The sequence below is a fragment of the Enterocloster citroniae genome, assembly GCF_040545455.1.
GTDB lineage: Bacteria > Bacillota > Clostridia > Lachnospirales > Lachnospiraceae > Enterocloster > Enterocloster citroniae.
In genome coordinates, this window is record NZ_JBEPLZ010000006.1 from 231,770 (window position 1) to 253,267 (window position 21,498).

The window sequence follows — 21,498 nt, forward strand, 5'->3', positions numbered from 1 at the left end:
GGAGGGAAAAATGGATTCTGTATTACATGATAAACTGAACTCCGCTGTATGGGCTGCCCACAGCCTGTTTCAGCGGGGAAAGACGGCCGGTTCCTCGGCCAATATGAGTTTCCGTCACAATGACCTTATCTATATCAGTGCCAGCGGTTCCTGCTTCGGCACTATGAGTGAAGAGGATTTTACAGCAATCAGCCTGGACGGAACACCTGTGTCCGGTAAAAAGCCCAGCAAGGAATGGCCTCTGCATCTGGCTCTTTATGAGAAATCAGAGGATATTGGAGCCGTGATCCATACCCATAGCACCTACTCCGTGCTGTGGACATTTGTACCTGACCTTTCGGAGCACGATTGTATTCCGGACCATACTCCTTATCTGAAAATGAAGCTGGGCACTGTTGGACTGGTCCCCTACGAAAAGCCTGGCTCCGATGCACTGTTTGCCGCATTCAGGGAACGTGTCCATGAAAGCCAGGGATATCTGTTAAGGAACCATGGTCCGGTTGTGCCCGGCAAAACAGTAATGGATGCGTTCTACTGCCTGGAGGAGCTGGAAGAGAGCGCCCGGGTTGCCTGGGAACTGTACCGGGCAGGGCTGCATCACCTGTAACGGAGCTTAAGGCGCATCCTTCTTCTTATCTGAGGAAAAAATCATGAAGCATAAAAGAAGCCGCAGAACGTATGATCTGCGGCTCACAAAAATCCCTTATGCCATTCCCATAAATCGTAACCACCATATCCCTGCCGGCAGCGTGACAGCGGAAAGCAGCATGGAAACCGTAATAACGGCAGCCCCCAGCTCACCATCTCCCCCCATCTTTTTTGTCACAATATAGACATTCATGGCTGATGGAACCGCAAACATCACAAAGGCAGTCACCATCTGCTCCGGGTTAAATCCCAGCCACAGCATGGGAACCGCAAAAAGAAGGGGAGTGACCACTACCTTATAGACAGCCCCAAACATGATCCATGCCCCCCTGCCCGCAAAGGCGGAGGGCCTGGTTCCTGCTCCGATCAGAATAAGAGCCATGGGGGTTGAAAGCTGCCCCAGATAAGACAGGGCCTTGTCCACAGCGGATGGAAGGCTGATGTGCATCAGGGAAAAGGGCAGGGCTGCAAGAATGGCCACGATCATGGGATTGGTCAAAATATCCTTAAGCATCTTCTTCCAGCTAACCTTCCGGCCCAAAGGATCATAGTAGGATAATACGATCGTAGCCAGTACATTGTAGGAAGGCAGCACAAAGGTGACCACCATAATCGTGGACGGCACAGACTCCCTGCCCAGAATGCTCTGGCAGATCGGAAGGCCCAAATACACAAAATTCCCCCTAAAGGCACTGTGGACCACCGCGCTTACAGCGGTCCTGTCCTTAACCAGCAGGACACATAAAGTCCATGCCACTGCAAAGGACACGCAGGTACAGATCAACAGATAGGCGGTAAACCTGATATCCAGGCATTCGCTGAAGTTACTGCGTGATACATCCAGGAATAACTTGGCCGGAAGCGCGGTATAAAACACCAGGGATGTGGCCTGTGACACAAAATCCCCTGTCAATATCTTCTTTTTCCCTAAATAAAAGCCGATTCCCATTACCATGAATACAGGTATGACTGAATTGAGGCTGAATATGATATGTTCCATTACGGCAATACTCTCAGTTCTTTAAAATTCCGGCCCTCTCCTGTGTATTCAAAGGGTCCCGGTGTGGGATGCTGTCCCCGTCTGATGCCCAGAAAGTCTTCCTCTATGCGCAGCGGCGAACCGTCCGGGTTCTCATATGGCTGTTCGGTCTCAAAGGCATTTCCCAACATTGACGTGGAGACAAACTCTGTCTCCATCTGAGGCAGATGGTCATAGAGATTGGTGCGGAAATAATAGGCTCCCTCCTTTTTAACCAGTTCAAAATAGATCCTGTTCTCCCTGTCCACATAATTAAGGCGTTCCTTTGCATAAGGTTTGGCGCCGTTAAAATATGCATTCCCGCTGACATACATGGGGAGATGGCTATTATAGTCATAACGGCGTCCCCATGAGGTCTCCGGCGTGCCCTCATCTGTAAACTGGTAATAATATTCATCGTGAAGTGGATAGTCATCATAAATATGAAGCCCTGCCTCTATATTTACCTGGGGATTCATACCCACCAGCCTGGCCACCTCCGGGTTGCGCACCTGCCTTTTCTCCTCAGGCAGATCCGGCTGGATAAATATATTATTATAAAACCGGTCATCACCATTGTTAATTGTCATGCAGCCCATGATATCAGTCTCATGCGGGAAATGATAAGGCGTAAACCTGCCCTCCGAACTTCCGATGTCAATGGGACCGGCAATGATATTGTGGACAAAGGCCAATCCCTGGGAACGCTCCCTCAGCGCAAACCTGGAAAGGAACAAATTATTGTCAACAAGGGCAGGTCCGTGGCTCACCTCAATATACAGGTCCTCACTGATCCTGGTGTCCTCCTCCCCGTGGTTATCGTGGAACAGGTTGCAGGAAACCCTGGTCCCCTGTGTTTGCCAGTCCAGCCATATCCCCCTGTGGCAGTGGTGGATATGATTGCGGCGTATCACGGTATCGATCGCTCCATGGAGTTTAATACCGCCCAGTTCCGAACCGGAAAACTCCCCGTATGTATTAATATGATGGATCTCATTCCCCTCGATCAGTGAAAAGATCCCTCCCAGATGACCCACAATGCCTGTCTGTCCGCAGTTAAATATCTTGTTGCGGCGTACAATGTGGGATCCCACTGTCTCCTTGCTCCATCCCGTGTGCTGCGCGTAGTGCACCAGGTCCCGCTCCAGCTGTGTTCCAGATTTAATACGGTCCTTTGTCCAGCGGTTATCCGAAGGATGCCAGCACTTTCCCAGACTGACGCCTGAACATCTGGAGTCTGAGATCTCGCAGTCCTCTATGATCCACCCCACGCTCCAGTGGGGACCGATCAGTCCGTCCTGGAATGCGGTGGGCGGTGCCCACTGGGTGGCTGCCTGCTTTAAAACAAATCCGGAAACCGTGATATAATTGGTATGGGTCTGTTCCGGGAAAAATACTCTGCGCCGCACATTGATCTCCACAAGGTTCTCCGCCGGTGTCCCGTCCGGAAACCTGGCGTAGATTACCGTACTGTCTCCGTCCTGCACGGTGTACCATTTGTGCTGCCTGGAATATTCCCTATCCCACGCCCATTCCAGCGGTTCGTCACTATATAGTTTGTCCAGGCTGTCCTCTTCATAGAGTGCCTGACCGTTACAATACACCTGTCCCACATGGTTGACTCTTCCCAGCCCCCGGTACCAGTCTCCGTATACCTCTGTGGTGTACGGATTATAACCGCTGAAGAATCCGTCCGGAATCCTTGTCATCCATGTATCATCCTTTACATGGGTCCACTCCTTTATCTCCTCAGCGCCGCTGATAACCGCGGCTCCCGGGACCTCGGAACAATATACGATCCTGTCCCAGTCAGAGGTTCCCCCATGCTTAGGGTTCACACACTCCCGGTAGATTCCCGGTGCTACGATCACTTTATCCCCGGGCAGGGCAATTTCCGCTGCCTGTGTGATCCGGCAAAAAGGCGCCTGTCTCGAACCGTCTCCTGTCAAAGATCCCTTGGCAGATACATAATATTCCATAATAAGTCCTCCTCCAGATGATATCTGTTTTGTTCCGTCCGCCGGATGATCCGCCCTTTACCGGGCGCGCCTACCCCTTCACCGCCCCCTGGGTCAACCCGTTGGATATCTGCTCCTGTGCTGAGAAATAGGCAATGATCACCGGCAGTGAACTGATAAAAACAGCACACATAATGGCTGGTATGTTTACTGCCGCCTCCCCGTAAAAGTTCTTAAGGCCCACGGGAAGCGTCATCCTGTTCTTGCTGTCCACCAGCGTCATTGCATAAATGAATTCATTCCAGGTATGGAGAATGTCATAGATGACAACCGTGGATACCGCAGGTTTGGCCAGGGGCATGATAATGCGTCCGTACAGTGAAAATGATCCGCACCCGTCTATAATGGCCGCTTCCTCGATCTCGTGTGGAATATCCCTGAAAAACTGGGTGATGATAACCGTGGAGATGGGAATGCTGAAGCTTACATATGGGCCGATGAGGGCGATCAGATGATTGTAAATATTCAGGTCCTTGGAAATCACATAGATCGGTATCAGGGTCGTATGGACCGGGATCATCATCCCTATCATAATAACTGCAAATAACAGCTCTGCCCCTTTAAAACGAAGCTTGGATATGGCAAAGCTTACCATGGTGGAACAGAGGATCACCAGAACCACCGCTGAAACGCACACAATAATGCTGTTTAGGAAATACTTTAAAAAATCCCCGGTAAGGACCAGCCTGAAATTATCCAGGCAAAGGGAGGCTGGAAATCCCCACGCACTTCCAAAATACTCCTTTTGTGTCTTAAAGGATGTCATGATAATAAATATAAAGGGATACACGGTGATGACTGTTATGATCAGACAAAGGGCGTATTGAAGCGCGCGGACGATCCCTTTTAGTAAACCTGCATTGTCTTTCAACCTGTCTTCCTCCTCCCTGATTTCCTGGAACGCTCGCCGCCGATCTCTCCAAAGGCCGAGGTTGCTCCATAGTACACAATGGCAAAGGTTCCGCAGAACAGGAACAAAAAGCTGGCAATGGCGCTGGCATATCCCATATTCCATCCCTGGATCCCCTGCTTATAGAGATAGGTGGCGACCAGCTCACTGGCGCCGCTGGGCCCTCCCCCTGTCATGATCCAGATCAGATCAAAATACTTTAAGGACCCCACAATATTCAGCAGGGCGGCTGTCCGTATGGTGGGCAGCAGGAGCGGAAAGGTCACATTCCAGAAACACTGCCAGCTGCTGGCCCCGTCCAGTTTGGCTGACTCCATCAGTTCCCCCGGCACATTAGTCAGCCCTGCTTTTAAAAGGATCATATAAAAGGGGATAAATGTCCAGCATATAACAATGAGAACGCACGGCAGCGCATATGCCGGTTCTCCCAGCCAGCCCTTTACCAGATTCCCCTTTCCAATTCCCCGAAGAACGGCCTGCAAAAGGCCGAAATTCGGGTCATACATCAGATTCCACAGAATACCGGTGGCTGATGTGGAGAGCAGCACGGGCAAAAACCAGAGCGCTTTGTATATCCGCACCCCCTTCAGCCTGGAATTGATCAGCAGCGCAAGGATCAATGCTCCAGGAAGCTGGATACAGATGGATGTCACCATTAAGATCAGGTTGTTCTTAAGGGCATTCCATACATTGGGATCGTGGACCAGGCGGACCCAATTGTCCCACCCGGCCCATCCTTCCGACATTATACCATTCCAGTCCAAAAAACTGAAATAGATTGTTTTGCCAATGGCAAAAACATTATAAAATCCATAAAAAAACAGTGTTGGAGCTATAAATACCAAAATGGTCAGAATACGCTTGACCGAAATGGTCCTGCCTTTTTTCTGAACAGGTATGTCAAGCCCCGCGGCATTGGTATGATCAGACATAGGGCCTCCTTAACTTACAGGCATGAACGGATTACTGTTTCAGTTCTCCGTAACATTCAACCGCTACCTTCTCAAGACCTGCGGCCGCTTCCTCCGGTGTCATGGTACCTCCGTAAAGGGCCTGGGTATAGTCCTTGAACGCTTCGCCCAGCTCTGCAACAAACTGCTGGTCGTAGAAATTCTGGGTCCAGTCGGCCTGGATCAGGTTATCAAACTGTTCCTGGACCAGCGGGTCACTGATCGTTACATCCTTTGCGCCTGTAAAGCAGTTTCCGGCGTCAATATAGTCCTGGCTGAAATCCGCATTGGTGAGATAATACAGGAAATCTGCTGCCATCTCCGGATATTCACACTGGGATGAGATGGAGAATACATTTCCACCGGCAACAATGCCCAGTTCCCCGGAGTCATTGCAGGCCGGATATGGGAAGGTGCCCACCTTTTCATAAAACTCTGCATCCTCAGCCACACAATTGCTCAGGAATCCATTGGTCATGATAAACATGGCCGCCACTTCATTATAGAACAGCATACGGCTGCCGCCTGCATTATGGTCGATTCCATTGGTCCCGTCCGGATAGTAGCCTTTTTGAGAAAACGCGGATATGCGGCGTCCGGCCTCGATAAAATGCTCATTATCAAAAGAAACGGTCCTGTTGGAAAGCCCCTTGGACATCTCCTCTCCCCCCAGGTTCACACCCAGCATGGTATATTCCAGCAGTCCCGGCCACTTATTCTTATTCCCCAATGCAAAGGGGACATAGCCTGCGTCCTTCAGGCTGGCACATACGGCATCCAGTTCTTCCCATGTTGCAGGTACTTCCAGATTCAATTTGTTAAATATCTCCGTATTATAAAATATCACGGAAGGCGCGATTCCGATCCCCATTCCATAGATCCTGTCGTCAAAGGTGGAAATGCCGAACTCAAAGTCATAGTATTCATCCTTATACGGTGCGATGAGATCCGTAATATCAGCCACTAATCCATATTCAATGTATGTCTTAAGCACATCGCCGCCCCAGTTCATAAATACATCCGGGATATCCGTGGCCCCTGCCCCCATGACGGTTTTGATCTTTGTCTTGTACGCATCACTGTCCAGGCGGGTCTGTTCCACCGTAACATTCGGATATGCCTTATTAAAACGCTGGATCCCATGATCATACATCTGCTGGCGCACATCATCCGTGGCACCGTGCCAGAAGCTCAGGGTGTACGTCACATCACTTTTGATCTCAGGATCCGCTTCCTGGTCACCTTCCGAACCGGCCGGTGCAGCTTCCCCTGCTGCCTGGGCCGATACGGCCTCTGCCGTCCCCTGATCCGGTGCAGATGCAGAGCCCCCGCTGCCGGCACACCCCATCACGCTGCCGCCTGTCAACACAACCGCCATCATCATTGCTGCAAGTCTTCGTTTCATAATGTCCCTCTCCTTTACATTTGTTCTTATCGGGTTTCTATGTATTTATTTCATGGTTCCCGTCTGCCGTCCCATTCTCTTTCTTTACACCCCTTAAACCGGCCTTGATAAGTTCACGGATCATATCCGACCTGGAACGGTCGTAGAACCGCTCTTTCTTTTCCTTATCCAAAACGGCTTCAATATCAGGCGTAACTGCGAAGGTCAATTTTTTTAGCCCGGTACCCATGAATATCACCTCCTTTTTCAATAGTTCAGAACCTATGAACCTGTCTCAATTATAGTTCATAGGTTCTGAACCTGTCAAGGCTTTTAAGGCACACTTTTTTGCCTCTTTTAGTAACCTTTTTTGCTTGACAGAACCTATGAACCTGGGTATTATATGAACTAAGGAGGTACTTGATTATGCCTACAGAGAAACCGCGTTATACGATAATTGTTGATGATGATCTACTCAGACAGATTGATGATTTCCGCTTTGAAAACCGCTTTCCCAGCCGTTCCGCCGCCACTTTGGATTTGATACGCCGCGGCATCGAACAGCTAAGGAAGGAGCAGGAAACATCCAGGAAGGACAGCGACCGGGAATAAGCGACAGAATATAGACAGGACAGACATCGGAATACACAAAAACATTCCCCCTGCAGCAGGCCGTCCCATGATACGGGACCATCTGCTGCAGGGGGAATTTATTGTTCTTCTTTATATTGGATCTTATACAGTTCCAGGCGTCTGTTACGCCTGCTTTGTTTCATTATAGACAGTGATCGCCTCAGTGATATTGGAGGCGGTTCCGCTTTGGATTATCCTGGACAGTTCGGATAGCCTGTCCGGCTCCAAAAACTCCTTCCCCAGATAGGGGCCAAAGGTGTCCGTGATCCGGATATTCTGTTCCTTAATGCTGTTTTCCAGATTCCTGAGAGCCAGGGATGTATCCTCCAAAGCCTGCTTTAAGTCATCCAGATGGGACTTGTGGCTGGCCACGATCTCGTCTGAGATAATGTTCTTTGTGACGCTCTCAAAGGTGTTCAGGGCATCCTTTTTCCTGGTGGTGATCTCGGACAGTTCCTGTTCCACGCACGCTATCTCATCATCATATTTCTCAAGGTCATATATGTCTTCATTGCCGTCCTTCTGGATGGTATGGGTGATCACCCTGATCTTCTTCCGGTTGGCGCGCAGGGTGTTGCGTATGGCCCGGCCGCGCTTTAAAGCGTCCTGATAACGCAGGCGGGTCTTATTGCCAACCAGTACGTATAACCCGCCGAACAGCAGCACATCCAGAAAGTACACCGCTGCCAGATACCACATCTGCCGCTGCTGCAGCAACAGAAAATAGATCCCGCAGGGGACAGCCAGGAAGCAGACCAAAATGGTCATAAAGAATAACATGAACTCCTTCACGCCCCTGGGATCGTACAGGGCATAATAATAGGTGCTGTTGCAGAACCCAGGTACCCGCTCCTTCTGAAACAAAGTCTTCATCTGCAGCTTCAGTTCGCGGTTATGCTCCCGCAGTTCGCTGGTCTCCTCAGCGATCCGCTCCTTCATACCCTTATTCTTAGCCTTCTCCCGTTTTGCCCGGGCCTTTTTAAGCCGTTCCTGGCCCTTTGCAATCTCTTTATCATAGCTGGAATTAATCTCATCCAGCCGCTTCTTAACAGTCTGGTTCACAGCGTCCGCCACTGCCCGGTTCGCTGTCTCCAGTTCCTGTTCCTGATGTTCCTCTTCATCTGCCAGCTGAGCTGCCGTATTTTGGTCACAGTTCAGACGGTACACTGCATCCCTGGCATCTGCCAGAAACCTTACATAATCTGTAATTGCGGGTCCCACCTGCATTTCCTCCTTATGGGAACTTTTGTAACATCTTACAATTTTGTGCAAAGCCATACTATGTATAGCTTACTACAAATAGCCCCTTGGAGCAAGTGATGTTACAAAAAATTCAAATATGACAGAAATATGTCTGAACTGCTGCGATATGTGGTCAGGTGGGACTGACCTTTATGGCTTCATGCCTACGCCGCCCTGTATGAAGAGTGTATCCCCTGTTATGTACTTGGCATCATAGCTTGCAAGGAATACACAGACCTTTCCTATATCCTTCTGTGCGTCCCCGTACCGGCCCAGCGGGATGGCATCCAGGTTCTTCTTAAACATCTCCGGGTTTTCCTGTCCCCACTGGGCCAGCTTATCCGTCATCACAAGAGGCAGGACCACATTTACATTGATATCGTAAGGCCCCCATTCATTGGCAGCCACACGGGACATTCCGCGGATCCCCTCCTTTGCCGCCGCATAGGAACTCTGCCCCGGCTTACCGGAAATGCCTGCTCCGGATGCAAAATTGATCACGGATCCTTGGGTCTCCTTCAAATAAGGAAATGCATGCTTCATGTAAAAAAAGGTTGCATACAGTCCGGAATAAATGGCCTTGTCAAAGTCCTCCTGGGTGTGCTCCACCAATGTCAACCCGGAAGCTGAAGTCTGGGCGCTGTTGATCAGCACATTCAGCTTGCCGAAATGTTCCACGCCTTTTTCAATGGCAGCCTTTACCTGATCCTCCCTGGCCCCGTCCGCAACACAGATCACCACATCTGTGCCAAAATCACGCTCCAGCTCTTCCTTTGTCTTCTCCATGCCTCCTGGGAAAATGTCGGTAAGTATCATGCTGGCGCCCTCATCAGCAAATGCCCTGGCCACGCCTCTGGCAATTCCGCCTCCGCCTCCTGTGAGCAATACAACACGGTCTTCCATTCTTCTTAAATGCTGCATACACGTATCCTCCCTCATCACAATCTCATTAATAATTTTCAGAAAACTCATCGTGATTACCATTATAGACGCGTATATTTATTTGTCAATAAGGATTTTTTCGTTAATTAATTATTTATCAGCGTAGTTTTTCTTATATATTCAGAATTTATATGGTATAGCGTGGAAGACCTTTCCTTATTTTTCCGTTTATTAACTAAAACTTTTTTTGATTGTATTATTATTTAACAATATTTTTTTGATTCCAATCTTTACTTGCGGACTGCCCAGGCCTTTGGCAGGTATTTTATGGTTCCTTCCACCATGTCCCGGACCAATTTCCTGATATCCTCCTCCCTGCAGTTCCTGCCCCTTACCTGGGGATCATTCATAAATGCCTGCACCACCAGCTCCTCATTGCAGGTCAGGGCAGCCTCCAGTATGGTTTCATGATTTTCCACCGCGGGCATGATCAGGGCCTTTACCGGCTCCGGCACACTGCCTGCCAGCACCGGCCGGATAGCGTCCCGCTCAAATACGGCATTGGTTTCCACCACCGCGCCGGCCGGAAGGTTGGGGATCTGAAGTCCTGTATTGGGTATGTTCACATTGCTCACCACCCGCTCCAGGCCGCACAGCGCCTTGATCAAAAGGATTCCCTCCTCCCCTGTGGGCTTTAAGTCTATCTCCGTCTCTCCGCACAGAAGTTTTCTGCTCTTCTCCATGCGTTTTTCCAAGTCTTCTTTCCGCCAATCCACTGAGGTCAGGCCGAACTTCCAGCGCGCCACGGTCTCAGGATCCTTCAGATACTCATCCCCCGGCATGAACTCAGCCAGGTGGCGGTCACCCGCCGCCGCAATCAGCCCGTACCGCCTGAACAGGTCGAATTTTACCCTGTGGGCGCAGGCAAAGCATGCATTTGCCCAGTTGGTATCGCGCTCCGCATACCCCTCTTCAAAATGCTCATCCACATACTTCCTGTACATGGGGAACAGGTCGATCCCCTCATAGGAAGCATAGTCAAACCAGGTGAAATGGTTGATACCCAGGACATTTACACGGATATCCTTCCTGTTAATACCCTTAAGCCCCATGGTATCTTCTAATAATCCCTTCAGGACTTTCTGTGTGCCGAACACCTCGTGGCAGCAGCCGAACGCCTTGATCTGTGGAAATACATGGTACAATGTTTTTACACACAATGACATGGGGTTGGTGTAATTGATGACCCAGGCCCGGGGCGCATAATCCCTGATAGCTTTGGCAAACTCCACATACATGGGAATGGTGCGCAGTGCCCTGATCATACCTCCCGGGCCCGCGGTATCCCCCACGGACTGATAGATCCCCAGACGCTCCGGCATATGGACATCCACCGCCATCTCATCAAAAGTGCCCGGAAGAATGGAAATGACTACAAAATCCGCTCCTGTCAGCGCCTCCTCCAGGCTCATGCAAGTCTCATATGTCCACTTCCCCGCTGCCTCAGGGCGTTGGGACAGCCGGTTACCAATGATTTCATTGGCCATGGAAGCCTCCGCATCTATGTCATACAGCCTGATGGTGCCGCTTATGGAAGATTCCATGGCCAGATCCGTCATAAATGTCCTGGCCCATCCCCTGGAGCCGCCTCCTATGTATGCGATCCGGATGTCATTTACCCTTTTATCCTCATATCTCATGTTACATACCGTCCTTTCACTGGTGTTATGTTATACTGGACATTATAGATAAATTTAGTATAATTGTCTTATGATATATTGATTTATCACAAGCTTTATCAAACAAAATTTACTTATTGGTTTATCCATTATTTTTTAATAACTGGTAATTCTATAGGAACGGAGCCGGAGGTGTCCATGGAACAGATGATCTACCGGGAGAGGATTCCCGGAATTGCCATTGACCGCATTTTACGGGAACCTGGCTTTACCATGCCCAGCAAGCATCTTCATGATGATTATGAGATCTATTATCTGGTGGAAGGAGAGCGCTACTACTTCATTGACAGGACCACCTATCACGTGACAGGCGGAAGTCTGGTGTTCATTGACAGGAACCGGATCCACCAGACCAGCCAGTGCGGGACCGGCAGCCATGAACGGATCCTCATCTCCCTGAGCCAGCACCCCTTTGGGGATTTTCTGTCCCTTACCGGGGAAATGTCCCTGTCCGGCTTTTTCAGCGCCCATACAGGCATCCTGGAATTAGACCAGGAAGGACGTCCTCTGGCGGAATCCCTTATGGATACCCTGGCCTCCGAACTGCACGGACAAAAGCCCGGCTTTCAGCACATGGCCATGTCGGCGCTATCCCGGCTTCTGATCCATGCCCAGCGGCATTTTTCCAGCCCTTCCCACATATCATCCAGGCTTCCTGTATCCACCCAGCCCAAGCACCGGCTTGTGGATGATGCAGCCTCCTATATCACGGAAAACTACAGTAAGAACCTGTCCCTGGAAACCGTGGCCGCTCAGTTTTATGTAAACAAATGCTATTTGAGCCGTATCTTCAAGGAAGCCACCGGCTTTACGGTCAATGAATATATCAACATGGCCCGTGTACGCCGCGCACGGGAGCTTTTGTCCGCCACCTCCATGAGCATCACGGAAGTGTCCTGTCTCCTGGGTTATGACTCCATCACCTATTTTGAGCGGGTATTTCACAGGTATACCCAGACCTCGCCCATGAAATACAGAAAAGCATACAGCGCCCAGCATGTGGACCATGCTTTTTAAAAAATCCTTTTAAAACCCGGTATAAAATGATATACTAAATCACAAACGCCGCTCCTTATGGGGCGGGGAATCAACCGTAAAGGAGAAGCCTTATGTTCAGAATGTGGGGAAAACTAATGAAGGACAACCATCTGCTTCAGGACACGGTCATATGTATATCCGACTACTCCCTGTCCAGGACACAGATGGTATTTAACTCCCTGGACTCCATCTGTTATGAATTTAATCTGGAAAAACCCATGTGGCTGGATTCCACTGTAAAGGATTTCCAGCTCCATGATAAAACACGTTTTACACAGGACAATTTTATCGAAACCATTGACTTTGATTTTCTTGAAATACAGGTGATCGAGGAATAAGACGTGAAGGATCTGTTTACCATCGGGGAAGTTGCAGAACTGTTTTCAATCAACATACGTACGCTCCGCTATTATGATGACATTGGTATCCTGCACCCGGAGACCACGGACACCCAGACCGGATACCGCTATTATACTACCCGCCAGTTTGAACGGCTGAACACCATCAAATACCTGCGCGCCCTTGGCATGTCCCTGAAAAAGATCGCTCTGTTTTTTGAGAGCAGGGATGTGTCTGTCATGCAGACACTCCTGGAAGAGCAGCACAGGGAAACGCTGGTGCGCATCAGCCAACTGATGCAGGTGGAGCGGAAACTGGAATACCGTCTCCAGTCATTGGAAGATGCCCTCCATACACCGCCCGGTATGATCCGGCTGCTGCACTTTGGGCAGCGACAGGTTGCATATTTACGCAAAAATATTCCCCTGGGCGATGATCTGGAGTACTCCCTTCGGGAGTTGGAACGGACCAATACGCTGGAACCCGTAATGTTCCTGGGAAAGGTGGGGGTCTCCATATCGGCCCATGAACTGGTCAGGCGGCATTTTGAATCATTTTCCGGTATCTTTGTGCTTTTAGAGCAGGAGGACCATTACCATGGTGAGGAGCATTACCTGATGGCAGGGGATTACCTGACCATCCGCTTTACAGGCACCCATACGGAAGCTGCTCCTTATTATATGAAGCTTTTGGATCACATGGCTGAAAACGGATACCGGTGCTGCGGTGATTCTGTGGAGATCACGCTGATCGATGCCGGTTTTACCAATGATGCCTCCCAATATGTCACTGAGATCCAGATCCCCATTGAGCAGAACTATTAAAAAAATCCATTGACCCTCCAGTAACTGGAGGGTTTATCTTATTTATAGCAATGATACAAGGAGTGGATGATAATGAAAAATGACAACCTGCTGACAGAAGGAAATGTATTTCGTGTGCTGCTGAAATTCTCAGTTCCCTTTCTCATAGCCAACATCATACAGGCCCTTTACGGCGCCGTGGATCTGATGGTCATTGGCTGGTACTGCGCGCCGGAGAGTGTGGCTGCCGTATCCACCGGAACCCAGGTAACACAGATCATCACCAGCATGGTGTCCGGCCTTACCCTAGGCAGCACGATCATGGTAGGGAAATATACAGGCATGAAGGACGAAGACCGGACCCGCAAAACCATTGGAACCACATTATCCGTATTTGCCGTCATAGCCATTCTTCTGACCATTGTGATGCTGACCTTTAAGGGTCCGATCCTGGCCGCCCTTAAAACTCCGGCCGCCTCCCTGAAGGAAGCCAATGACTATGTGACCATCTGCTTTTACGGCATCTTCTTCATCTGCGGCTACAATGCGATCAGCGCTGTCCTCAGAGGATACGGTGATTCCCGCAGACCCATGTACTTTGTTGCCCTGTCCTGTGTGCTGAACATCATCGGGGATATCATGTTTGTAAAATACCTGGGGCTGGGTGTGGCGGGAACCGCCCTGGCCACTGTCTTGTCCCAGTCCATCAGTATGATCTGCTCCATTATCTATCTGAACAGGAGCAGGTTCATCTTTACATTCAGCCTTAAAAACCTGCGTATTGACCGGTCGCTGGCAAAAGAGCTGGCCATGGTGGGGATTCCCATCTCCTCCCAGGAATGTATGGTCCGCCTCTCCTTTCTCTACCTGACCTCGGTCACCAACCGTCTTGGGGTGAATGCAGCGGCAGCCGTGGGCATTGCCAGCAAATATGACGTATTTGCCATGCTGCCCGCCACTTCCATTGCAAGCGCCCTGGCCGCCATCACGGCACATAACTACGGGGCCGGGAAACCGGAACGGGCCAGACAGTCCCTGGCCGCAGGCATTGGTTTCTCTGTGCTTGCCTCCTCCCTATTCTTTTTGTGGGCACAGCTTTCCCCCCAGACCATGATCGGATTGTTCAACACCAATCCTGATATCATCTCTGCAGGCATCCCATTTTTTCACTCCTGCAGCTTTGACTACCTTGCAGTATCCTTTGTATTCTGTCTCAATGGGTTCATGAACGGGCGGTCCAAAACAGTGTTCACCATGATCAGCTGCTGCTTTGGGGCGCTGGCCCTGAGAATCCCTCTCATATGGCTGGCCTATACATATTGCCCCGACAACCTGTTTGTGATCGGCTCCATTGCCCCCGCTGTCTCAGGATTTATGGCAGTCTATACCATGGGATTTGTTCTGCGGCAGATTCGGACGGACCGGGCTGCTGTAACCGGATTACGGTTGGGGGATAATGCGGTCTAGCGGCAGTCCTTCCCCGAAAAAGACTCGAAAAAAGACTCGAAAAGCCGCCCTGCTGACTTACCTCATCAACAGGACGGCCTTTTATCTTAAAATGATTTACTTAAAACACACGGTCCATCACAGCCTTTTAAGCAGTTCTTCCCTCTGCGCCTCGAAACCTGGTTTACCCAGAAGTGCGAACATATTTTTCTTATAGCTCTCAACGCCCGGCTGGTTAAAGGGGTTAATACCCAGAATATAACCGCTCACACCGCAGGCGAATTCAAAGAAGTAGAACAGTTCTCCCAGATAGAACTCGTTCTGCTCCGGTACCTTAACCATCAGGTTAGGTACATTGCCGTCTGTATGGGCCAGAATGGTGCCGTTCATGGCACTCTTGTTCACGAAGTCAACACTCTTCCCTGCCAGATAGTTCATGCCGTCGGTATCCACGTCCTCTTTATTCAGGAGAATCTCAACCGGAGATTCTTCCACATTGATCACTGTCTCAAACATGATACGTGCTCCGTCCTGGATGAACTGTCCCATGGAGTGAAGATCTGTGGTAAGATCCACTGCCGCCGGGAGAATGCCTCTCTGGTCCTTGCCCTCGCTCTCGCCATAGAGCTGCTTCCACCACTCGGACACGTAGTGAAGGCTTGGCTCATAATTGGCTACAATCTCAACGGATTTGCCCTTGCGGAGCAGGATGTTGCGCACTGCTGCGTAAAGCAGGGCCGGGTTGGACTCATATGGGGTTTCAAGTGCTTTCTTCCGTCCGGAAGCCGCACCTTCCATCAATTGATCAATATCCGCTCCACTCACTGCGATGGGTAAAAGGCCTACTGCCGTCAATACGCTGAATCGCCCGCCTACATCATCCGGAACAACAAATGTCTCATAACCTTCCACATCCGCCAGATTCTTAAGGGCGCCTTTAGCCTTGTCTGTGGTTGCGTAGATGCGCTTGTTAGCCTCTTCCTTTCCATATTTTTCAATGAGCATTTCCTTAAATACGCGGAATGCGATCGCAGGTTCCGTGGTAGTGCCTGACTTGGAAATGATATTGATGGAGAAATCCTTGCCTTCCAATACCTGCTTTAAATCATGAATATATTTGCTGCTGATGCTGTTGCCTACAAAATAAATCTCAGGTGTCTTGCGAACGCTCTTGGGTAACACATTATAGAAGCTGTGTGACAGAAATTCAATGGCTGCCCTGGCACCCAGATAAGATCCGCCGATACCCACTACCAGCAGTACATCAGAATCATTCTGAATCTTATCTGCCGCTTTCTTAATCTTCGCAAACTCATCCTTGTCATAATCCACCGGCAAATCAATCCATCCCAGAAAATCGTTGCCTGCTCCAGATTTATTGAGCAAGGTCTCCTTTGCACTCATTACTGTGGTCTTAAAGTTGGCCATCTCCTCTGCAGAAATAAATCCTGCTGCCTTGGAATAATCAAATGTTATTTCCTTTCCCATAGTTTGCGCTCTCCTTTTCTTATGTCCATGGATAAACCATGCCTCTATCTATTGCGGTAAAGCCGCTTATCGTTTAAATTATAACATATTTTGACTTATATTACTATTTTTTTCTGACCCCCCTGACCTAATTTCAGGAAATGAACTCCTTTAGCAATTCTCCCAACATCCGTTTTTGTTCCGGATTCAAATCCTGCAGCCAGTTGTCCTTGGACTTGTCCTCCTGTCTCTCCCTGCTTGCCGCGGTCTGGTCCAGCCCGCGCCTGTTATTATTATTTGAACGGCGGTCTCTTGTAATGGAGCGTACAGGCGCCGGATCCCTGCGCTCCTCCTCTGCTGTAACAGCGGGCACATGCTCTGCGCCGCCTTCACGGTTCATTCTCGGCCACATCACATTTTCCATATAATCCTGCATACAGGTAAGAAGCTGCTGGCGTTTGGCCTCCAGATTCACCCCATAGTCCACCAGCATGGTGAACATTCCTGCCAGGATACCGATGGTGCCGTAGAGTACTATATAATAATTATCACTTCTATACCAATAAGAGAGAAATGCTGCTGTTCCGCCAGCCAGGAAGCAGAGAAGTGTAAGCTGCCCCGACAGGTTGTCCAGCCCTCTGACGGACATTCCCGCCATGCGAAGGCCATACATCTGGCGCTCCAGATAAACACGTGTATTGCTCATTCCCTGATTAATTCTATATGTATCCTCTGCATTCTGTTTCAAACCACGCAGACACTTGTTCTTAGTCAATGCCATATTGGTACTTTCTTTAATAAGTCGTTTGTAAAAGCTCCCCGCTATCAGACGGCTGAATACCCCCGCCAGACAGATTGCTGCCAGCACGTATAGTGCCTTTCCTGTTTGTAAAAAGCTAATCATAGTAAAATCCCCTTTCTTCTTCCCGGATTCCTTCCAGTTACTCTATATATTATTCACGGCTGCGGCCGTTGTTTGGGAAATGCCCCTGCAGTCAGGCGTTTCCCGGTAAGGTCTATTATAGCAACGGATTTTCATTTGGGAAGTTGAGAACCCCTAGAATCGTTCGCCAAATTCTCCTAAAAATCGATTCTGAGAGGTAAGATTTTTCTTGAACAAGCTGATGGTTTAAGCCTCTCTTAAGGGGGATGGGATGGGGGATTTTGGGGGAGACCGGTTGTCCCGGCCGCTGGATTAGGCTAATTTCCTGGGCAGCCGGATTAGGCCGATTGTCCGGGCACCGCATCTCACAGGTGAATGTTCCCCTGACTGGATCTTTCTGCCAAAAGGTGCTTTCTCATAACCCAGTAAATTCCCATACCCGCGGGCAAACACAAGCTGAACATCACTCCATTCTCAGGGTAGACTACATATTTACTCAATTCCATCAAGGCAACGGAACATGTAAAACGCAGTACTTTTCTCCTATCCTCCAGCATCAAGGAAAAGCCCGGAGCAACATAAACAAGCATGATCAGGGCGATCCACCCCCACCGGTATCTGATTTTATTCCTATAACAATCGGCCGCAGACACCACTGCTGCCCCAAACACTGCCATGGAAAAAACAAACAGAAACCACTGGACTACATTCCATTTTCCCATGCTTCCCAATGTTCCAATTGGCTTTAATGACTCCTCAGTTCTGATAACAAAATTCGTAAGACCGCTGTCCCCGTTATCTCTTTCAACATGCCGGAGGACGACCGACATCTTTTCCCCGCTTGCTGTGGTGATCTTATAATTAGCTGTTATTGTCTTTATCCTTTTACCGTTAGAAGTTGTTGTCTTCCTATTATATCCTGTTTTCTTATAAGTAAATTCCTGTTCACCGTCCCACACTTCCAAAAGAGTCTGCATGTCCTTTTCCATACTCTTCTTTGATACCCCCTGGGACAAACACAGGGCGTCCATGGCATTCCGGTCCCCGGCGGACGCTGCGCCTATCATCTGTTCCAGATATTGGTCAGACCTGGTATCTGATTTTATTTCACCTGTGATCAGGCGGAATACATGGAGGAGTAAAACGGCCACAATGGCAGCTAACAGAATAACACCTGCCACTCCTGCAATGATCAGATTCTTTCTTTTCTTTTTGTCCATAGTAAACGGTTCCCCTCTTGTTCCAATATTTTCACCAATACTATACTATAGGTCCACAACAGTAAACATGCTTTAAGCAAAAAAGGGACCTCCCGGAATTGCATCCCAGAGGTCCACATAATTTTAGAAGGAACGGATCATTTCCGTCAGCAGGTTTACGGAATGTGTGATTGCCTTGGCTTCAAATACCGGATAATCTACAGTGGCGCTGTCATCCGCCTTATCTGATATAGCCCTTACAATCAAAAACGGTATGGAATTCAGGTAGCATGCCTGGGCAATGGCCGCTCCCTCCATTTCCGTACAAAACCCTGCAAATGTATCCACCAGCCACTGCTTCTTCTCTTTTCCTGAGACAAACTGGTCTCCGGTGACAATGCGCCCCACAAAGGTATGGATATCCGGATTCACCTTAGCGCAGCATTCCTGGGCAAGCTGTATCAGTCTCTCATCCGCCTTAAACGACAGGGTATCCACACGTGGGATCTGGCCCACTGCATATCCAAATCCGGTTGCATCCATATCATGCTGCAGCGCATCGCTGGAAAGCACAATATCCCCTATATCGATCTCCTCCTTCAGCGAACCGGCTATTCCGGTATTTACAACGCCCTCCACCTTATATATATCCGCCAATATCTGGGTACACATAGCGGCATTGACCTTTCCAATACCGGACCGGACCACGACCACGTCCTTTCCTCCCAGCCTGCCCTTATAAAAGTCCATGGCAGCCCTTGTCTCCACCTCTACATCTGTAAGCTGTTCCTTAATCTTAGCCACTTCCTCATCCATGGCTCCAATGATACCTAACATAAAACCTCCTTCTGGTACTATAGTGCGTAAGTTTTCATAATCCACATGCATAAATTCACATGCATGATATCCCTGCCGGAATTGTTTCTGTACAGAAACGGCATAGCAATTCACAAACCACCTTAACAGATCTGATCCCGGTTGGATAGCAGATGTGGTCATTACCGAAACTTATACAGTACAATACTTGTCCCCTGAAGGGCACCTCCCCTTTATTATACCGAAAGTGTACAGTTTTTCAAGGGCCAAGCTTATTCACACTTGACATTCCACAGTTCATAAGGCATAATCTGATATACATAATTGATTTTCAGGAGGCAATACACATGCGATATAAAACTCAAGGAGTCTGTTCACGGGAGATATCCTTTGAAGTAAACGATAACAAGCTTACCAATGTCCAGTTTTTCGGCGGCTGTTCAGGCAATACCCAGGGTCTGTCCAGGCTGATTGAAGGCATGGATGTAGATGAAGCCATCCAACGGCTGGATGGCATTCACTGCGGCCCAAGGCCCACATCCTGTCCGGACCAGCTGGCCAGGGCCTTGAAGCAGTATAAGGGACAGTAATAAGTTTGTGGATATGGGAAAGGCAGGTCGCGCGGACCTGCCTTTTTTGGTTGGGTTTGTTGTGTTAGTCTAGTAAAACGCCGTCTGTGGTTGGGCTGAATGCTTCAAAAGCACCATTATATACTACACCAAACACGCCTCTTAAACGATAGTAGTATCCTCTAGGTTGATTTATAAACGATATGTCAATCGTTGGCGTCTCTAATCCCTCAGGATAATCCTTGGAATAAAACTCTGCTTCATAGTAATCAACTTGACGCCATCTTTCAGTTTTTTCATCCCACTGATCCAAGTAGATAGATATATAAGCTTCATCCACTGGTACCGAAGTAAAAGCTATAGCAAGTGCTCCAATTGTCCCATTACCATTATTCTTTACTACTAAATCCGCACTCATAAAAAATTCGCCACGTGTCTTCGTACTTTCAGTTGCCCTACTTTGTTTGACATTCGATGGCAATAAAGCTGATACCTCATTTACTGAAGTATATTTGCTTGGATTATAAGGCATTCCAAAAACAGTTGACGAAGCAAAAACAGTTACTAACATCGAAATCATTAATAAACGAATAATTCTTTTCATTTTTATCCTCCGTATTTATAAAGATAAGCCCTCTACCATTTTTTGAAATTCTTCTTCTTCGACCATTCCTATTAATCTGTAACTTGCACCATTTGTAATTATCGAAGTCTCATATGTTACCCTATTATCAAGATGAATCTCTTTCTTTATATCCAAATCCATTCTTAACCACTTATTATATACACCTATCTCTTCTTCAATTGTTGAATCAGATTTAAAATTATATGAGACACTCTTATCATACTTTGATTGAATAAAATAAATAGACTTATCTTCACATGTAAATTTCATATGCACAAACCCTTCACCAGTCTGAACATCTATAAATCTCATATCGGTTGGCATATAGCTTAATTTCATAGGTTTTATATTTAGTTTCTCCTCTATTAAAGCATATGCCTCTTCTTCTCCATTAACTGCCACTTTATTCATATCGTTATTAAAAATATAATTATTATCAACGATCGTATCCTTCCGCTCCCGATAAAAATAAGACTTCGTCCCCATTGCCACCATACAACCGCCGCCAGCCATCAAACAAGCAATCAGCCCAATGGCAGCCAGGCGTTTCCAGCCAAACCTGCCTTTAATAATCTTATTGTGCCTTGAATCCGCGGGTTCTGTCCTTTCATCTGAATTCTCTGCCTCAGCGCGTTCCTCCTGGATCCTTGCCCAAATTTTCTCAAACTCGTCCGGGGACGGCTCTGAGCTGAGCTGGGGAACATTTAAATTGCAGGCCGCTTCAAATTCATCCAAAAGATCTTGGTCTGAATATCCAGAAATTTCCTGAAGCAGGTTGTCTATGAACTTGTCCTGTTCTGAATCTTTGTTATAATCTCCCACGTGACACCTCTGTTTACCAAATCTCCTAAAGTTCCCTTGGCCTTTAGGGTTGACTTTTTGCATTTAA

Annotated in this window: 22 protein-coding genes; 7 read left to right on the forward strand and 15 right to left on the reverse strand. The window is 48.5% G+C overall.

The window, feature by feature from the left end:
- Positions 1–10: 10 nt before the first annotated feature.
- The gene (locus ABID13_RS10450) at positions 11–607 is read left to right on the forward strand and encodes a class II aldolase/adducin family protein (RefSeq protein WP_007871290.1); all 597 of its coding nucleotides are present in this window, start codon (positions 11–13) and stop codon (positions 605–607) included.
- A 96-nt stretch (positions 608–703) separates the two neighbouring features.
- Here ABID13_RS10450 and ABID13_RS10455 read toward each other — a convergent pair whose 3' ends face one another.
- From ABID13_RS10455 to ABID13_RS10480, 6 genes are all read right to left on the reverse strand, one after another.
- Positions 704–1,648 carry an AEC family transporter gene (locus tag ABID13_RS10455; RefSeq protein ID WP_048930086.1) on the reverse strand — a complete coding sequence of 315 codons (945 nt, stop codon included), beginning with the start codon at positions 1,646–1,648 and terminating at the stop codon, positions 704–706.
- Positions 1,648–3,645, reverse strand: coding sequence for a right-handed parallel beta-helix repeat-containing protein (locus ABID13_RS10460; protein ID WP_048930087.1), 1,998 nt, complete (start codon positions 3,643–3,645; stop codon positions 1,648–1,650). The genes ABID13_RS10455 and ABID13_RS10460 overlap by 1 nt, the downstream gene beginning before the upstream one ends.
- Positions 3,646–3,715: 70 nt before the next feature.
- Positions 3,716–4,555, reverse strand: coding sequence for a carbohydrate ABC transporter permease (locus tag ABID13_RS10465; protein WP_007871284.1), 840 nt, complete (start codon positions 4,553–4,555; stop codon positions 3,716–3,718).
- Positions 4,552–5,526 (reverse strand): carbohydrate ABC transporter permease, encoded by a 975-nt coding sequence (locus ABID13_RS10470; protein ID WP_007871280.1) that lies wholly within the window; start codon positions 5,524–5,526, stop codon positions 4,552–4,554. The genes ABID13_RS10465 and ABID13_RS10470 overlap by 4 nt, the downstream gene beginning before the upstream one ends.
- A 31-nt stretch (positions 5,527–5,557) precedes the next feature.
- The gene (locus tag ABID13_RS10475) at positions 5,558–6,949 is read right to left on the reverse strand and encodes an ABC transporter substrate-binding protein (RefSeq protein WP_007871277.1); all 1,392 of its coding nucleotides are present in this window, start codon (positions 6,947–6,949) and stop codon (positions 5,558–5,560) included.
- Between the two features lie 37 nt (positions 6,950–6,986).
- A complete protein-coding gene (locus tag ABID13_RS10480) occupies positions 6,987–7,178 on the reverse strand; it encodes a hypothetical protein (protein ID WP_007871275.1) in 192 nt (63 codons plus the stop codon).
- 176 nt (positions 7,179–7,354) lie between these two features.
- On the opposite strand from ABID13_RS10480, the gene ABID13_RS10485 reads away from it, so the two are divergent.
- Complete coding sequence (locus ABID13_RS10485; protein ID WP_007871273.1) at positions 7,355–7,540, forward strand: hypothetical protein; 186 nt, start codon at positions 7,355–7,357, stop codon at positions 7,538–7,540.
- Positions 7,541–7,684: 144 nt separating this feature from the next.
- Here ABID13_RS10485 and ABID13_RS10490 read toward each other — a convergent pair whose 3' ends face one another.
- From ABID13_RS10490 to ABID13_RS10500, 3 genes are all read right to left on the reverse strand, one after another.
- On the reverse strand, positions 7,685–8,782 hold the full coding sequence (locus ABID13_RS10490; RefSeq protein ID WP_048930128.1) for a hypothetical protein: 1,098 nt from the start codon (positions 8,780–8,782) through the stop codon (positions 7,685–7,687).
- A gap of 171 nt (positions 8,783–8,953) precedes the next feature.
- Positions 8,954–9,724 carry an SDR family NAD(P)-dependent oxidoreductase gene (locus tag ABID13_RS10495; protein WP_007871269.1) on the reverse strand — a complete coding sequence of 257 codons (771 nt, stop codon included), beginning with the start codon at positions 9,722–9,724 and terminating at the stop codon, positions 8,954–8,956.
- A gap of 251 nt (positions 9,725–9,975) precedes the next feature.
- On the reverse strand, positions 9,976–11,385 hold the full coding sequence (locus ABID13_RS10500; protein WP_048930088.1) for a family 4 glycosyl hydrolase: 1,410 nt from the start codon (positions 11,383–11,385) through the stop codon (positions 9,976–9,978).
- A gap of 177 nt (positions 11,386–11,562) precedes the next feature.
- Between ABID13_RS10500 and ABID13_RS10505 the strand changes: the two genes are divergently transcribed.
- The 4 genes from ABID13_RS10505 to ABID13_RS10520 all read left to right on the forward strand — a co-directional run bounded on the left by ABID13_RS10505 (position 11,563) and on the right by ABID13_RS10520 (position 15,071).
- Positions 11,563–12,441 carry a helix-turn-helix transcriptional regulator gene (locus ABID13_RS10505; RefSeq protein ID WP_048930089.1) on the forward strand — a complete coding sequence of 293 codons (879 nt, stop codon included), beginning with the start codon at positions 11,563–11,565 and terminating at the stop codon, positions 12,439–12,441.
- Between the two features lie 92 nt (positions 12,442–12,533).
- Complete coding sequence (locus ABID13_RS10510; RefSeq protein WP_007871264.1) at positions 12,534–12,800, forward strand: hypothetical protein; 267 nt, start codon at positions 12,534–12,536, stop codon at positions 12,798–12,800.
- 3 nt (positions 12,801–12,803) lie between these two features.
- Positions 12,804–13,625: a MerR family transcriptional regulator gene (locus ABID13_RS10515; RefSeq protein WP_048930090.1), complete on the forward strand. Its 822-nt coding sequence runs from the start codon at positions 12,804–12,806 to the stop codon at positions 13,623–13,625.
- A gap of 72 nt (positions 13,626–13,697) precedes the next feature.
- Complete coding sequence (locus ABID13_RS10520) at positions 13,698–15,071, forward strand: MATE family efflux transporter (protein WP_048930091.1); 1,374 nt, start codon at positions 13,698–13,700, stop codon at positions 15,069–15,071.
- A 117-nt stretch (positions 15,072–15,188) separates the two neighbouring features.
- Here ABID13_RS10520 and ABID13_RS10525 read toward each other — a convergent pair whose 3' ends face one another.
- From ABID13_RS10525 to ABID13_RS10540, 4 genes are all read right to left on the reverse strand, one after another.
- A complete protein-coding gene (locus ABID13_RS10525; RefSeq protein WP_045091136.1) occupies positions 15,189–16,538 on the reverse strand; it encodes a glucose-6-phosphate isomerase in 1,350 nt (449 codons plus the stop codon).
- A 133-nt stretch (positions 16,539–16,671) separates the two neighbouring features.
- Positions 16,672–17,421, reverse strand: coding sequence for a hypothetical protein (locus ABID13_RS10530; protein WP_045091135.1), 750 nt, complete (start codon positions 17,419–17,421; stop codon positions 16,672–16,674).
- A 344-nt stretch (positions 17,422–17,765) separates the two neighbouring features.
- Entirely contained in the window at positions 17,766–18,620 is an 855-nt protein-coding gene (locus ABID13_RS10535) for a hypothetical protein (protein WP_048930092.1), read from the reverse strand.
- Positions 18,621–18,743: 123 nt separating this feature from the next.
- Entirely contained in the window at positions 18,744–19,436 is a 693-nt protein-coding gene (locus ABID13_RS10540) for a 5'-methylthioadenosine/adenosylhomocysteine nucleosidase (RefSeq protein ID WP_048930093.1), read from the reverse strand.
- Between the two features lie 326 nt (positions 19,437–19,762).
- On the opposite strand from ABID13_RS10540, the gene ABID13_RS10545 reads away from it, so the two are divergent.
- Positions 19,763–20,005 carry a TIGR03905 family TSCPD domain-containing protein gene (locus tag ABID13_RS10545; RefSeq protein ID WP_007871250.1) on the forward strand — a complete coding sequence of 81 codons (243 nt, stop codon included), beginning with the start codon at positions 19,763–19,765 and terminating at the stop codon, positions 20,003–20,005.
- A 64-nt stretch (positions 20,006–20,069) separates the two neighbouring features.
- Here the strand turns inward: ABID13_RS10545 and ABID13_RS10550 are convergent, their stop codons facing one another.
- Both ABID13_RS10550 and ABID13_RS10555 read right to left on the reverse strand, forming a co-directional pair.
- Positions 20,070–20,588 (reverse strand): DUF6147 family protein, encoded by a 519-nt coding sequence (locus ABID13_RS10550; protein WP_045091132.1) that lies wholly within the window; start codon positions 20,586–20,588, stop codon positions 20,070–20,072.
- 15 nt (positions 20,589–20,603) lie between these two features.
- Positions 20,604–21,431: a hypothetical protein gene (locus ABID13_RS10555; protein WP_242849255.1), complete on the reverse strand. Its 828-nt coding sequence runs from the start codon at positions 21,429–21,431 to the stop codon at positions 20,604–20,606.
- Between the last annotated feature and the right edge of the window lie 67 nt (positions 21,432–21,498).